The organism is Pseudomonas sp. NyZ480, assembly GCF_029537255.1.
Classification (GTDB): Bacteria; Pseudomonadota; Gammaproteobacteria; order Pseudomonadales; family Pseudomonadaceae; genus Aquipseudomonas; species Aquipseudomonas taiwanensis.
This window is the reverse complement of record NZ_CP120626.1, coordinates 3,833,801-3,849,324: the sequence shown is the minus strand read 5'-3', so window position 1 is coordinate 3,849,324 and position 15,524 is coordinate 3,833,801. Positions and strand designations below refer to the sequence as shown.

At 62.9% G+C, this 15,524-nt stretch carries 11 protein-coding genes; all 11 read left to right on the top strand.

The window, feature by feature from the left end; all coding sequences use genetic code 11:
- Window positions 1-4 precede the first annotated feature (4 nt).
- Complete coding sequence (locus P3R38_RS17610) at window positions 5-1,120, top strand: flagellar basal body P-ring protein FlgI (RefSeq protein WP_023381559.1); 1,116 nt, start codon at window positions 5-7, stop codon at window positions 1,118-1,120.
- A gap of 12 nt (window positions 1,121-1,132) precedes the next feature.
- Window positions 1,133-2,302: a flagellar assembly peptidoglycan hydrolase FlgJ gene (gene flgJ, locus P3R38_RS17605; RefSeq protein ID WP_023381558.1), complete on the top strand. Its 1,170-nt coding sequence runs from the start codon at window positions 1,133-1,135 to the stop codon at window positions 2,300-2,302.
- A 12-nt stretch (window positions 2,303-2,314) separates the two neighbouring features.
- A complete protein-coding gene (gene flgK / locus P3R38_RS17600; RefSeq protein ID WP_023381557.1) occupies window positions 2,315-4,363 on the top strand; it encodes a flagellar hook-associated protein FlgK in 2,049 nt (682 codons plus the stop codon).
- A gap of 13 nt (window positions 4,364-4,376) precedes the next feature.
- Window positions 4,377-5,951: a flagellar hook-associated protein 3 gene (locus tag P3R38_RS17595; RefSeq protein ID WP_023381556.1), complete on the top strand. Its 1,575-nt coding sequence runs from the start codon at window positions 4,377-4,379 to the stop codon at window positions 5,949-5,951.
- A 119-nt stretch (window positions 5,952-6,070) separates the two neighbouring features.
- Window positions 6,071-9,652: a glycosyltransferase gene (locus P3R38_RS17590; RefSeq protein ID WP_277686469.1), complete on the top strand. Its 3,582-nt coding sequence runs from the start codon at window positions 6,071-6,073 to the stop codon at window positions 9,650-9,652.
- 316 nt (window positions 9,653-9,968) lie between these two features.
- Window positions 9,969-10,742, top strand: a complete 774-nt coding sequence (gene rfbF / locus P3R38_RS17585) for a glucose-1-phosphate cytidylyltransferase (RefSeq protein ID WP_023381554.1) — start codon at window positions 9,969-9,971, stop codon at window positions 10,740-10,742.
- Window positions 10,724-11,806 (top strand): CDP-glucose 4,6-dehydratase, encoded by a 1,083-nt coding sequence (rfbG, locus tag P3R38_RS17580; RefSeq protein WP_023381553.1) that lies wholly within the window; start codon window positions 10,724-10,726, stop codon window positions 11,804-11,806. Before rfbF ends, rfbG begins: the two co-directional genes overlap by 19 nt.
- Window positions 11,803-12,363: a dTDP-4-dehydrorhamnose 3,5-epimerase gene (gene rfbC / locus P3R38_RS17575; RefSeq protein ID WP_023381552.1), complete on the top strand. Its 561-nt coding sequence runs from the start codon at window positions 11,803-11,805 to the stop codon at window positions 12,361-12,363. The genes rfbG and rfbC overlap by 4 nt, the downstream gene beginning before the upstream one ends.
- A complete protein-coding gene (locus tag P3R38_RS17570) occupies window positions 12,360-13,583 on the top strand; it encodes a class I SAM-dependent methyltransferase (protein ID WP_027908231.1) in 1,224 nt (407 codons plus the stop codon). The genes rfbC and P3R38_RS17570 overlap by 4 nt, the downstream gene beginning before the upstream one ends.
- Window positions 13,584-13,588: 5 nt before the next feature.
- A complete protein-coding gene (locus P3R38_RS17565) occupies window positions 13,589-14,446 on the top strand; it encodes an NAD(P)-dependent oxidoreductase (RefSeq protein ID WP_027908232.1) in 858 nt (285 codons plus the stop codon).
- The gene (locus P3R38_RS17560; RefSeq protein WP_027908233.1) at window positions 14,436-15,521 is read left to right on the top strand and encodes a class I SAM-dependent methyltransferase; all 1,086 of its coding nucleotides are present in this window, start codon (window positions 14,436-14,438) and stop codon (window positions 15,519-15,521) included. The genes P3R38_RS17565 and P3R38_RS17560 overlap by 11 nt, the downstream gene beginning before the upstream one ends.
- Window positions 15,522-15,524 lie beyond the last annotated feature (3 nt).

Sequence of the window (15,524 nt, the reverse complement as noted above, 5' to 3'; positions counted from 1 at the left end):
GCGGATGACCATGTTCAACGTAAGGCAGCTGCTTGCCGCGACCCTGCTTCTGTCCTGCACCTTCGGTGCCCATGCCGAACGCCTGAAGGATATCGCCAGCATTTCTGGCGTGCGCTCCAACCAGTTGATCGGCTACGGCCTGGTGGTGGGGCTCAACGGTACGGGTGACCAGACCACCCAGACCCCGTTCACCCTGCAGACCTTCAACAACATGCTGTCGCAGTTCGGCATCAAGGTGCCGGCCGGTTCCGGCAACGTACAGCTCAAGAACGTTGCCGCGGTGTCGGTGCATGCCGACCTGCCGGCCTTCGCCAAGCCCGGCCAGGTAGTGGATATCACCGTCTCGTCCATTGGTAACTCCAAGAGCCTGCGTGGCGGAAGCCTGTTGATGACGCCGCTCAAGGGTATCGACGGCAACGTCTATGCCGTCGCCCAGGGCAATCTGGTGGTGGGCGGTTTCGATGCCGAAGGGCGTGATGGTTCGAAGATTACCGTCAACGTTCCGTCGGCCGGCCGTATTCCTGGTGGTGCTACCGTCGAGCGGGCGGTACCCAGTGGTTTCAACCAGGGCAACAGCCTTACCTTGAACCTCAATCGCCCGGACTTCACTACGGCCAAGCACATCGTCGACAAGGTCAACGACCTGCTCGGCCCAGGCGTGGCCCAGGCAATCGATGGCGGCTCGGTGCGGGTCACCGCGCCGATGGACCCGAGCCAGCGTGTCGATTACCTGTCGATTCTAGAGAACCTTGAGATCGACCCAGGCCAGGCCGTGGCCAAGGTCATCATCAATTCGCGTACCGGTACCATCGTCATCGGCCAGAACGTGAAGGTTTCACCTGCCGCCGTGACCCACGGCAGCCTCACCGTGACCATTACCGAAGACCCGATCGTCAGTCAGCCGGGGCCGTTCTCCAATGGCCAGACTGCCGTTGTGCCGCGCTCGAAAGTCAATGCGCAGCAGGAAGCCAAGCCGATGTTCAAGTTCGGCCCGGGTACCACGCTGGATGAAATCGTGCGGGCAGTGAATCAGGTGGGCGCTGCGCCCAGCGACCTGATGGCCATCCTCGAAGCACTGAAGCAGGCCGGCGCCTTGCAAGCCGACCTGATCGTCATCTGAGGACGCCGACTGATGAATACCAAAGTTTCCAGCGGTGCCGACAGCGGTGCGTACACCGACCTCAATCGTCTCAATTCGCTCAAGCATGGCGATCGTGACAGCGACGCCAACGTGCGCAAGGTGGCCCAGGAGTTCGAGTCGCTGTTCATCAGTGAGATGCTCAAAGCCTCGCGCAAGGCCAGCGATGTGCTGGCCGACGACAACCCGATGAATTCCGAGACGGTCAAGCAGTACCGTGACATGTACGACCAGCAGTTGGCCGTGAGCATGTCCCGCGAGGGTGGAGGTATCGGCCTGCAGGACGTGCTGGTTCGCCAGTTGTCGAAGAACAAGGCCGCGCCGGCCAACACCAGCCCATTCCCGCGCATCGACGGCCACGCCCCGGCCTTGTGGGGCAACAAAGTGGCCGAGCCTGTGCACGCGACCCAGTCGACCGCCACGCGCAATGATGTGGCCGCGCTCAATTCGCGGCGCCTGGCGCTACCGAGCAAGCTCACCGATCGCCTGCTGGCCGGTATCGTGCCATCGGCAGGCAACGCCGCGGCAACCACCAATACCGCTGCGGTGCCACCCCGTGAAGGGCAGGTGGTAGCAGGTGCTGCGCAGACCTTCGCCGCGCCCGAGCGTGGCATGCGCATCCTGGGCCGCGCCGTGGCGCAGCCGCCGCTTGCGCCGAAAAAAGCCTTCGCCGACAGCGACGCCTTCGTCGCCACCATGCTGCCGATGGCCGAGCAGGCTGCCAAGCGCATTGGCGTCGACCCCCGTTACCTGGTCGCCCAGGCAGCCTTGGAAACCGGTTGGGGCAAATCGGTCATGCGCAACAGTGACGGCACCAGCAGCCATAACCTGTTCGGCATCAAGGCGACCGGCAACTGGGAAGGTGGCGAGGCGAGGGCGATCACCAGCGAGTTCCGTGACGGCAAGTTCGTCAAGGAGACGGCAGCGTTCCGTTCCTACGACTCTTACCAGGACAGTTTCCATGATCTGGTCAGCTTGTTGCAGAACAATTCCCGCTATCAAGAAGCGGTGAAGTCTGCCGATAAGCCAGAACAGTTCGTGCGAGAGCTGCAGAAGGCCGGTTACGCCACCGACCCGGAATACGCCAGCAAGATCTCGCAGATCGCAAGACAGATGAAGTCGTACGAGAGCTATGCATCGCTCGGTAACACAACGAAACTTTAAGGGCAGGAAACCATGGCGAGTTTGATCAATATTGGCATGTCGGGGCTGTCGGCCTCCCAGGCGGGCCTGCATACCACCGGTAACAACATCGCCAACGCCGATGTCGCCGGCTACTCTCGCCAGCAGAATGTTCAGCGGTCCAAGGGTTCGCTCCAGGAAGGCCAGGTGTTCATGGGCACCGGGACAACACTGGCGGACGTGCGCCGGGTGTACAACGCCTTCCTCGATGCGCAACTGCAGACCGCCACGTCGCTCAACAGCGACAGCACTGCCTACCTGAATCAGGTCACGCCGCTCAACAACCTGTTGTCCGACAGCAACACCGGTATTACCGGAGCGCTGACCAACTTCTTCTCCGCCCTGCAGAGCGCTGCCAACAAGCCGACCGAAGACGCTTCCCGCCAGCTGTTGCTGAGCAATGCCGACGCGCTCGCCAACCGCTTCAACAGCCTGGCCGCGCAGTTCAAGGAGCAGAATACCAACATCAACGGCAGCCTCAGCTCGATGACGGCGCGGATCAACGAGCTGACCTCCAGCATTGCCCAGTACAACGAGCAGATTTCCAAGGTCTCGGCGGTCACCGGCCAGCCGAACGACCTGCTCGACCAGCGTAACGAAGCCGTCCGCCAGCTCAACGAATTGGTGGGTGTGCAAGCTGTCGAGCGTGACGGCAGCATCGACGTTTACCTGAAGAACGGCCAGTCGCTGGTGTTGGGCAAGACCACCAACAAGATGAGCGCCGAGCCAAGCGCCACCGACCCGACCCAGTATTCGATCAAGCTCGACCGTGGTAGCACCACCATGGACGTCACCAGTAGCATCACGGGCGGCGAAATGGGCGGTCTGCTGCGTTATCGCAGCGAGACCCTGGCGCCGGCCATGAACGAACTGGGCCGCATCGCGCTGGTGGTGTCGCAGCAAATCAACTCGCAGCTCGGCCAGGGTATCGACAAGAACGGAGAGTTCGGTGCCGCGCTGTTCAACGACCTGAACAGCGACAAGGCGATGTCCGCACGCAGCACGCCCAAGGTGGGCAACTCGGGCTCCGCCGACCTGAACGTGGTCATCCGCGATACTGGCAAGCTGAGCACCAGCGATTACCAGGTGACCTTCGTCGGGCCGACCGCCGACAAGTACCAGGTCAAGAAGCTGCCCGATGGCACCGACATGGGCACCTACAGCACCAACGACGACCCGGCCCCTGTGATCGACGGCTTCAGCATCGACCTTAAGAGCGGTACCGCGGCGGTGGGCGATAGCTTCAAGATCACCCCGACCCGCAATGCTGCGGCGGAAATCGACGTGGTGCTTACCGACGCCAAGCGCCTGGCCCTGGCCGCGCCGCTGACCGCGACGTCCGGTAGCGGCAATACCGGTACCGGTGTGATCGCTCAACCTGTCCTGACCTCGGTGCTGGATATCGCCGACCCGACCCAGCGCCTTGAGTTGCAGACCGGCATCAAGTATTCCACGCCGGTGCGCCTGGTGTTCGGTGATGAAACCACCTCGCCGCAAACCTATGAAGCGTTCGATGCCAAGGGCAACAGCATCGGCACCGGCACCTTCGTTCCGGGGCAGAACAACACCCTGAAGTTCGATGTGCCGATGATCGACTCCGCGGGCAACCCGATCACCGACGGCAGTGGTGTGCAGAAAACCTTCAGCTTCGAGATGGATGTCGCCGGTTCGCCCAAGCAAGGCGACAGCTACACCGTCTCGCTGACCGGCGCAGGTTCTTCGGACAACCGCAATGCGCTGTCCCTGCAGGAGCTGCAGACCAAGCAGACCATGGACATCGGTTCGACCAAGGGCATCAGCATCACCGACGCCTACGGCAAACTGGTGGAAAGCGTCGGTGCCCAGGCCAAGCAAGGCCAGATGGACAGCGAGGCAACCGGTGTCATCCTGACCCAGGCGACCGGTGCCCGTGATTCCTTGTCTGGTGTGCAGCTCGACGAAGAGGCCGGCAACCTGGTCAAGTACCAGCAGTACTACACGGCCTCTTCGCAGATCATCAAAGCTGCTCAGGAAATCTTCAACACCTTGATCGCCGCGCTTTAAGGAGTATTGATCCATGCGTATTTCCACGGCCCAGTTCTACCAGTCCAGCGCGGCGAACTACCAGCGCAACTATGCCAACCTGATCAAGACCAACGAGGAGGCCAGCTCCTTCGTTCGAGTCAACACCGCCGCCGATGACCCGGTGGGTGCCGCACGTCTGCTGCAACTGGGCAACCAGGCGGACATGCTGGCGCAGTACAAGACCAACGCGACCAACATCACCAACTCGTTGAACCAGGCCGAAACCACGCTCAACTCGATCAACACGATCCTGACGCGGGTCAACGAGCTGGCGCTCGAGTCGGGGAACGCCGGCTACACCGATACCGAGCGCAAGGCCAAGGCAGCCGAGCTGAGTCAGCTGGAAGACCAGCTGTTGAGTTTGATGAACAGCCGTGACGAGAACGGTCAGTACCTGTTCGCTGGCTCCAAGACCGACACCGCGCCATTCGTACGCAATGCCGATGGCACCTACAGCTACCAGGGCGACCAGACCCAGCTTGAACTGCAGGTCGGCGACATGCTCAAGATGGCTGGCAACAGCACCGGCTACAGCGTGTTCGAACAGGCGCTCAATACCAGTCGTACCCAGACCACCATGACCAACCCGGTGGTGGATGATGGGCGTGTGAAGCTGTCCAACGGCCAGGTGTCCGGCAGCGTGACCTACAATGACCGTTTCCGTAGCGGCCAGCCGTATACCATCACCATGCTCAGCAGTACGCAGTACAGCATCACTGACAGTCTGGGCAACGACGTGACCGCCGAAGCCACGCAGGGCGGCACCTTCGATCCGAACACCGCAGGTGGTTCGATGATCAGCTTCCGTGGGGTCGACTTGCGCCTGAACATCAATCTTCAGGACGGCGACGTTCCGGACACGGCGGTGGCGGGTCATACCTTCACCTTGCAGAGCAAGCCTGACACCATCACGGCCACTCGCAGCCCGGGCAACTCTTCCAGCGCTCAGGTGTCTTCCGTCAGCGTCACCGACCCGGCCAAGTACCAGGCCATGTTCCCCAGCGGCGGTGCGGTGATCAAGTTCACCAGCGCCACGGATTTCGAGCTGTATGCCCAGCCGCTGACCGCCGACAGCCGCCCGGTGGCCAGTGGCACCATGGCGGGTAACGTCGCCTCGGCCGCGGGGGTCGATTTCACCTTCACCACGACGCCGCCGCAGCAGTCCGGCGACCAGTACATGGTGAATGTCGACAACCACCAGACCCAGAACGTGCTGGACACCGTTGCCCAGCTGCGCACGGCCTTGAGCAAGCCGATCGACGGCGACAACGCGGCCTACCAGCAACTGCGTGCCGACCTGGACTCGGCCATTGCCAACATCCAGAGTGGTCAGGATCAGCTGAACCGCTCGGTCACCGATATCGGTGCGCGGGGCAAGGCGCTGGAAATCCAGCAGAACACCAACGAGAGCCTGGGTATCGCCAATACCACCACGCAATCGTCGATCCGCGATTCCGACCCTGCCACCGTGCTGGTTCGCCTGACTCAACAGAAGACCATGCTCGAAGCGTCCCAGGCAGCCTTCGCGCGTATCAGCCAACTGAGCCTGTTCAACGCCATCGGTTGATCAAGCCCGCCGCCTGCTGCGCCACCCGCCAGGGGTGAGCGCAGCAGGCGCGCTGTTTTTCCCGTGTTGTCGACTGTTCTGAATTCCCTGCGGGCAGTCATCGGTCGAGAGATTCCCCCGTGAACCCAGTCCCTCTAGTCAGCCTCGTCATCCCTGCCTGCAATCCTGATTACTTCCGAGCGGCCTTGGTCAGTGCCTTGGCTCAGGACTACGACAACCTCGAGGTCATTGTCTGCGACGACAGCCGTGGGGCGCAGATCGAGGCGGTGGTCGAGGAGTTGCGCAGCCTGGCGCGTCACCCGCTGGTCTATGTACGCAACCGGCAGCCACTGGGTTTTGCCGGGAACCTGCAGCTTGGGCTAGAGCAAAGTCAGGGGCAGTACATCAAGTTCCTCTGTGACGATGACCGCCTGATGGCCGATTGCGTGTCCAACCAGGTACGCCTGTTCGAAACTCATGACGATGTCAGTCTGGTCGCGGCCAGACGTTATCTGGTGGATGCCGAAGATCACATCTTGCCGCAGCGTCTGGAGACCAGCCCGGTTACCTTTGGCGATACCCTGTTCAATGGCGACGACCTGCTGGATTTCTTCGAGACCCGTCAACTCAATTTCATCGGCGGACTGAGCAGCGTGCTGCTGCGCGCCAGTGATCTGCGCGAACTGCTGCCGGCGCTGGCACCGGGCTTCGTGGCCCTGCTCGACTTTGTCCTGTTCGTGTGCCTGCTGCGCCGAGGGCACCTGGGCGTCACCGCCGGGGTACATTGTGTGGAGCGGGTTCATCCCGACCAGCTGCGTCGCCAGGATCATGTGAAGGCCGCGGCTGTTCAGGAAGCGCAGCACCTGCGTGACATGTTCGCGGCGCGCACCGCCGAGCGCGAGCCGTTCTCCGGTTGGGTACGGGTGCAGATCCTGCACCCGGACGAACGTGCTGGTCAGCGTACTTGGGAAAACCTGTTCCTGGTCCACACCTTGCGCTGTCTTCAGGCAATTCACGAGTCCCATGTCGGCAGTGACAGCGACAGTTTTGCCGAGCTTTATGGCAAATGGTTGGCCTGCCGCCAGGACCCTCTGGTGCTGGCGCGGCTGATGCGCCTGAGCGAGCACTGGCCGACGCGCCCGCGCATCGTGCCGGTGGTGATCGACCGCGAGGGCGATGCCCAGGCCCTGCAAGTGACCCTGGACAGTATCGCGCATCAGTCCTATGGCGCCGATACCACCCTGGTTCTCTCCAGCGCGCCTACGGCGGTACTGCAGGATGGCCGGGTGATCGGCCAGCTGTTGCAGGCTGATTGGGCCGAGCAGTTGAACGGCCTGGTCGACCAGCTGGAGGGCGTGGACTGGATCTACCTGCTGCGCGCCGGTGATCGGCTCAATGCGTTCAGTCTGATGCTGCTGGCCGAACGGATCGTCGCTCGTCCACAAATGGCCTGCTGCTACGGCGATGAGGGTAGTCTTCGGGAGGGGGTCTCAGCGGAACCTGTATTCAAGCCCGACTTCAACCTCGACCTGATGCGCGGCTACCCCTACACCGGTCGCATGCTGGCGTACTCCCGTGAGGCCATTCGAACGCTGGGTGGTTTTGCCGCGGGTTACCGCGAGCTGGCGCCCCACGATTTGCTCTGGCGCCTGGTGGAAAGCCGTGGCCCGCAGACCATCGAGCACATTCCAGAAGTCCTGGCTGAAACCACGTTGAGCTATGCCGCCTGGTTGTCCTCGACGGACGTGATCGAGGAAAATCCTCGCCTGCTCGATGCGCACCTCAAGCGATTGGGCGTGGCCTATCGGTTACAGAATGACGGCGGCGCGATCAACCATGTGCGTTACCTGCATGCCACGCAGCCATTGGTGAGCCTGGTGATCAGTGCCCGGGATCAATTGCCAGCGCTCGAGCGTTGCCTGGAAAGCGTGCTGGAGAAGACCGCCTACAGCCACTACGAAGTGCTGATCGTCGATAATGCCAGCCAGGGCGCCGACACCCATGCCTGGCTGGCAGCCCTGCAGCAGATGGGCGGCGACAAGTTACGGGTGCTGAAGCTGGAAGAGGAAACCAGCTTCGCGACTGTGCAGAACCTGGCCGCGCAACATGCCCGTGGCGACTACCTGCTGATGTTGAGTCCGTTCGTCGTTGCCACCGAGCCAGACTGGCTCGATGCGTTGCTCAGTCACGGGCAGCGCCATGAAGTCGGCGCGGTGGGTGCCAAGTTGTGCAATGGCCACGGCCTTGTCGTCCATGCCGGTGGCGTGCTTGGCCTGCGTGGAGCGGTGGGTTCGCCATTCGTCGGTGAGCCGATGGAGGCGGGCGGTTACATGCAGCGCTTGCAGGTGGCGCAGAATTATTCAGTTGTCGGCGCCGATTGCCTGCTGGTGCGCAAGCAGCTCTTTATCGAACTGGGAGGGCTCGACGACAGCGTCTTCGACCTGGCGTTCAGCGATGTCGACCTGGGGCTGCGGTTGGGCAAGGCTGGTTACCTGGTGGTCTGGGCGCCGGATGCCCGGCTGGTGCTCGACCCTCCGCCAGCGGCGGCGGTCGACCCGCAGCGCGAAGCTGAGCGCCAGGCTCGGCTGGCGGAACAGCATGATGCCTTCTTCCGCGCCTGGATGCCGGTCGTGGCGCGCGACCCGGCCTACAACATCAACCTGTCACTCAATGGTTCTAGCTTCTGCCTGGACCCGGGCCTCAAGGCGGCCTGGACGCCCTTCGTCGGTCGCCCATTGCCCCATGTGCTGGCCTTGCCGATGAACAAGACGGCGGTTGGGCATTATCGGGTAATCCAGCCGGTGGTAGAGCTGGAGAAGGCCGGCTGGGTCACCCAGCAGCAGTATTTCGAGATCCCGACCAACGTCGAGTTGGAGCGCTGCTCGCCAGATGTCGCGATTCTGCAAGGGCGTTACACGGAAGGTTTCGTCAAGGAAATCGAACGGCTCAAGACCTTCTCCAAGGGCTTCTGCATCTATGAACTGGACGACTACGTGATCAACGTGCCGAAGAAGAATGGTCACCTCAAGCACACGCCCAAGGATCTGGAAAGATCGCTGCGTCGAGGTATCGAGCGTTGTGACCGCCTCGTGGTGTCGACCCAGGCCCTGGCGGATGCGCTGCATGACACCCACAGTGATATCCGGGTGATGCCGAACATGCTTGCCGAGCAGCTCTGGACAGGCTTGCGCAGCCACCGTCGCACCTCGCGCAAGCCGCGGGTAGGTTGGGGTGGTGGCACCAGCCACACAGGTGACCTGGAGGTGATTGCCGATGTGGTCAAGACCTTGGCGAACGAGGTCGACTGGGTGTTCTTCGGCATGTGTCCGCCCGCGTTGCGGCCGTACATCAGCGAGTTCCATCCGCCGGTACCGCTGGAGCTGTACCCGGCCAAGCTCGCCAGCCTGAACCTGGACCTGGCCCTGGCGCCGTTGGAGTACCACATTTTCAACGACTGCAAGAGCAACCTGCGCCTGCTTGAGTACGGCGCCTGTGGGTACCCGGTGATCGTCACCGACACCCGCGCCTACGAAGGCTACCTGCCGTGCACGCGAATCAAGACCAACAGCACGGCGGAGTGGCTGGAGGCGATTCGCATGCACCTGGCCGACCCGGACGAGAGTTTCCGCATGGGTGACCGACTGAAGCAGGAAGTGCTGCGTGACTATGTGCTGCGTGAAGAGCATGTGCAGCATTGGTACAGCGGGTGGATGCCAGGCTGATCGAGGCTTTCCAGGGCTGTTCGCGGATGGCGTGGCGTCTGCGAACAGCTCGCCATCTGCGCAGGTTAGGCTCTGTACGAAAAGCCTAGATACTCGGTGATGCTGCGTTGAAGACAGCCTCGGAATGCTCATTTACAACCCGTAAACTCCGCTTCCTCGGCTGTTTTCGCCTTGCCTGGGCTTCGTCTCAAGACTTTCCACACAGAGCCTAGGGTGAAAGACGCCATTTGGCGCGTTTCCTGCAAGTCCCCCGTCATATCGCCATAAATCGTGCAGCCACACGACCCATGGCCGGTGACGAACAAGAGGGGACTACATGAAGGCGGTAATTCTGGCGGGTGGACTGGGCACGCGTATCAGCGAAGAGTCCCACCTCAAGCCAAAGCCCATGATCGAGATCGGTGGAAAGCCAATTCTCTGGCACATCATGAAGCAGTACTCGGCCCACGGCATCCACGATTTCGTGATCTGCCTGGGCTACAAGGGGTACGCGATCAAGGATTTCTTCGCCAACTACTTCCTGCACACCTCGGACGTCACCTTCGACATGCGCGCCAACCGCATGGACGTACACCAGAACTACAGCGAGCCATGGCGGGTCACCCTGGTCGACACCGGTGAGGAGACCATGACCGGTGGTCGCCTGCGCCGCGCAGCGCGCTACCTGGAGGGCGAAGAAGCGTTCTGCTTCACCTATGGTGACGGCGTCTCGGACCTGAATATCGGCGCCCTGGTCGATTTCCACCTGGCCCACGGCAAGCTGGCCACCGTCACCGCCGTACAGCCCCCAGGACGCTATGGTGCACTGGCGCGCGATGGCGACCGGGTCAGCGGTTTCGTCGAGAAGCCCCGTGGCGACGGCGGCTGGATCAACGGTGGCTTCTTCGTGCTCTCGCCCAAGGTGCTTGGCTACATCGCCGATGACCAGACCTCCTGGGAATCCGAACCGCTCGCGCGGCTGGCTGCCGAGTCGCAGTTGCACGCCTTCCAGCACGATGGCTTTTGGCATCCGATGGATACGTTGCGCGACAAGAACCACTTGGAACACCTCTGGCAGAACGGGGAGGCACCATGGAAACAGTGGGCCTGAACCCAGCGTTCTGGCAGGGCAAGCGTGTCCTGCTGACCGGTCACACCGGCTTCAAGGGCAGTTGGCTTGCGCTCTGGCTGCGTGAGCTGGGCGCGCAGGTCACGGGTTTCGCCCTGGACCCTGGCAGCGAACCCAGTCTGTTCGAGTTGGCCCGGGTCGGCAGCGATATCACTGATGTGCGCGGCGACCTGCGTGACTTGGCGGCGTTGCTTGAAGTCGTGGCCGAAGTGCAGCCTGAAATCGTCCTGCATCTGGCGGCGCAGCCGCTGGTGCGCGAAGCCTACCGGGACCCGCTGGGCACCTATTCCAGCAATGTCATGGGCACCCTCAACCTGCTGGAAGCCGTGCGCCAGGTTGGTGGAGTGCGCGCCTGCGTGCTGGTGACCACCGACAAGGTCTACGCCAACCAGGAATGGCCGTGGCCGTACCGCGAGAACGAAGCCCTCGGCGGGCACGACCCCTACAGCAGCAGCAAAGCCTGCTGCGAGCTGCTGGCACAATCCTATGCCGCCTCGTTCTTCCCGGCGGCCAAGCACGCCGAACACGGCCTGGCCCTGGCGACCGCCCGCGCCGGTAACGTGTTGGGCGGTGGCGATTTCGCCGCCGACCGCTTGGTCCCCGATGTGCTGAAGGCTTGGTCAGCAGGTGAGCCGGTAACCCTGCGCTATCCCCACGCCGTGCGCCCCTGGCAGCACGCGCTGGAGCCACTGGCCGGCTACCTGCTTCTGGCCGAGCGCCTGTACCAGGAAGGCCCGGCCTATGCTGGCGCCTGGAACTTCGGGCCAGGCGAGCAGGACATGTGCAGCGTTGGCGAAGTGGTCAATTACCTTGCCCGCCAATGGCCCGAAGCGCCTGGGCTGCAGGTGGAGCCGAGCGAGCTGCACGAGGCCGGCCTGCTGCGCCTGGACAGCTCCCGCGCCCGCCAGGTGCTGGGGTGGCGCACGCGCTGGACGTTGCGCGAGTGCCTTGGTCACACCCTCGACTGGCACCTTGCCTGGCAGCGCGGCGAAAACATGCGTGCCTTCACCCTCGACCAGCTGAACCTGTATGCGGAGCTGTCGTGACTGATCTGCGACTGCAAGCCTTGCCCCTCGACGGCCTGTTCAGCGTCCAGCACAAGCGTCATGGCGACGCGCGTGGCCAGTTCGCCAGGCTGTTCTGCGAAACCAGCCTGGGCGAGCTGGGCACACCGTTCCAGGTGCGTCAGATCAACCACTCGCACACCCTCGGTCAGGGCAGCGTACGTGGCCTCCACTACCAGCTTGGCGATACCCCGGAAGCCAAACTGATCACCTGCCTGCGCGGTGAAGTCTGGGACGTGGCCGTGGACCTGCGCCAGGGTTCGCCCACCTTCCTGCAGTGGCACGCCGAGCACCTGCGTGCCGGCGATGGCCGCAGCCTGTTGATCCCAGCGGGCTTTGCCCATGGCTTCCAGGTGCTGAGCGAGGAAGCCGAACTGCTTTACCTGCACAGCGCCGACTATGCGCCGGGCCGCGAAGGCGGGTTGTCGGTGCACGATCCGAAACTGGCCATCGCCTGGCCGCTGCCTGTCAAGAATCTGTCAGCCAGGGATGCCGAGCACCCCTGGCTGACCCCATCGTTCACCGGAGTATGTCCATGAACTGCCGTGGCTGTGGTACCTGCCTGAGCCTGCCCCTGATCGACCTTGGCACCGCGCCGCCGTCCAATGCCTACCTGCGCGCCGAGCAGTTGGCCGCGGCCGAGGCCTGGGTGCCGTTGAAAGTGGCGGTGTGCGAGCAGTGCTGGCTGGTGCAGACCGAGGATTACACACGCGCCGATGCATTGTTCGATGCCGACTACGCCTATTTCAGCTCCTATTCGAGCTCCTGGCTGGCTCATGCCCGCGACTACGTGGGGCAGATGGTCGAGCGCTTTGGGCTGACCACGCACAGCCGTGTAGTGGAAATCGCCGCCAACGATGGTTATCTGCTGCAATATGTGGCCGAGCGCGGCATTCCTTGCCTGGGTGTGGAACCCACCCGCAGCACTGCCCAGGCAGCACGCGACAAGGGGCTGGAGATCCGTGAAGTGTTCTTCGGTCAGCAAGCCGCCCGCGAGCTGGTCAAGGAAGGCTGGTCGGCCGACCTCATGGCAGCCAACAACGTGTTGGCCCATGTGCCGGACATCAACGATTTCCTGAGCGGTTTCGCCACCCTGCTCAAGCCAGGCGGCGTGGCCACTTTCGAGTTTCCACACCTGCTCTGCCTGATGGCCGAGCATCAGTTCGACACCCTGTACCACGAGCACTATTCGTACCTGTCGCTGACCGCGGTGAATACCTTGTGCGCGCGCAACGGCCTGGAGATCTTCGATGTCAGCGAACTGCCCACCCATGGCGGTTCGCTGCGCGTGTTCGCGCAGCGCGCTGGTGGCCCGCAGGTGCGCCAGCCCAGCGTCGATGACCTGCTCGGCATCGAGGCGGGTGTGGGTGTGAGTACGGCGGCGTTCTACAGCACCCTGGCGCCTGCGGCCGAACGCATCAAGCACCAGCTGTTGCGCTTCCTGCTGCAGGCCAAGGCCGAAGGCAAGCGCGTGGTCGGCTATGGCGCAGCTGCCAAGGGCAATACCTTGTTCAACTACGCCGGGGTCAAGCCTGATCTGCTGGCCTGGGTCGCCGACGCCAACCCGCACAAGCAGGGCAAGTTCCTGCCAGGTAGTCGGATTCCAGTGGTTGCCCCTGAGCGCCTGGCCATCGAACAGCCCGATTACGTGCTGGTACTGCCCTGGAACCTGCTCAAGGAGATCAGCGAGCAGCAGGCGCAAGTCCATGAATGGGGTGGGCGGTTCGTCATCGCCGTGCCGGAGCTGACCATCCTGTGAGTGCCTTGAACGTGCTTGTCACAGGGGCCACCGGTTTCGTTGGCCGGCATCTGGTCAGTGCACTTCTGGCTCGCGGGCATCAGGTGCGCGCCGTCGCGCGCAGACCGGAAATCGCCCGGACGATGGCGTGGTTCGACCAAGTCGAGTTCGTCAGCGCCGATATCCATGACCCGCAACTGCCGATCGACGCGCTGTGCGACGGTGTCGACGCATTGGTGCACCTGGCTTGGCCTGGGTTGCCTAATTACCAGGGGTTGTTTCACTTCGAGCACAACCTGATGGCTGACTATGGCTTTATCCAGCGCGTGGTTCAGCGCGGGGTTGCCCGGGTCCAGGTCACGGGTACCTGTTTTGAATACGGCCTGCAAAACGGTGCGCTGCATGAGTCGCTGCCGTGCCAGCCGGCCAACCCCTACGGGCTGGCCAAGCACAGCCTGCGCCTGTTCCTGGAAAGCCTGGCCCGGCAGCAGCCCTTCGCTTTGCAGTGGGTTCGGCTGTTCTACCTGTTCGGCGAAGGGCAGAACCCCAGCAGCCTGCTGGCGGCGCTGGACCGGGCCATCGATGACGGGCTGGCGCGCTTCGATATGTCGGGTGGTGAGCAGTTGCGCGATTTCCTGCCCATCGAGACCGCCGTCGGCTACATGGCCGAGTTGCTTGGCCAGGGTGATTTCAGCGGTGTGGTCAATTGCTGTAGTGGTCAGCCGATATCGGTTCGCACGCTGGTCGAGACCCATATCGCCCGCCGTGGTGCACGCATGGCGCTGAACCTGGGGCACTACCCTTATCCGGCCCACGAACCGATGGCGTTCTGGGGCGATGCCCGTCGGTTGCGGGCCCAGCTGGGAGCTTGTGATGAAGCATGAGTTGTACCGCGCCACTGGCCTGCCGGTGCTGCAGAACCGCACCTTCGCCGATGCCGAGTCGGCACGCGCCTCGGCCAGTGCCGACATGCGCCTCGTGCAGGACAGCCGTACGGGTTTGGTCTATAACGACGCCTTCGAGGCAGACCGGCTCAGCTACGACAGTGACTACCAGAACGAGCAGGCTCACTCGGCGCGTTTCCAGCGCCACCTGGACGACGTGGAAGGCGTCATCGCCCGCTACTTCAAGGGCCAGAGCCTGATCGAAGTCGGTTGCGGCAAGGGCTGGTTCCTGGAGTTGCTGCGCGAACGCGGCTATGCCGTCACCGGCATTGACCCAGCCTACGAAGGCGACAACCCGGACGTGGTCAAGGCCCCGTTCACCCGTGAGCTGAACCGCTCGGCCGACGCCATCGTGCTGCGCCATGTGCTCGAACACATCGAAGACCCAGTGTCCTTCCTCGTGGCGATTGCCGAGGCCAATGGCGGGGCGGGACAGATCTACATCGAAGTGCCGTGCCTGGACTGGATCATCGAGCACAAGGCCTGGTTCGACCTGTTCTACGAGCACGTCAACTATTTCCGCCTAAGCGATCTGCGCCGTCTGTTCGGTACCGTCGCCGAAGCCGGCCACCTGTTCGACGGCCAGTACCTGTACATCGTGGCCGACCTTGCCAGCCTGCGTACCGATCTTGAACCGGTGCCCAGGCTGACGCTGCCTGCCGACTTCAGCGCCAGCCTGGAGCGCGCCGTGCACATCGTGCAGCGCGATGGCCAGCGTGGCTCGGCGATCTGGGGCGCCTCGTCCAAGGGCGTGATCTATTCGCTGTTCCTGCAGCGCGCCGGCGCGCCGGTGGACTGGGTGATCGACATCAACCCGGCCAAGCAAGGCCGCTATCTGCCCCTGAGCGGGGCGCGGGTGTCCTCGCCGCAGGAGGCGCTCGCGGCCCTGCCGCAGGGCGCGCAGCTGTTCGTGATGAATTCCAACTACCTCGAAGAAATCCGCCGCATGACCGACGATCGTTTCGTCTATCACGCCGTCGACAGCGCCGATTTCACTGACCTGCCAACCGAGTGAAGC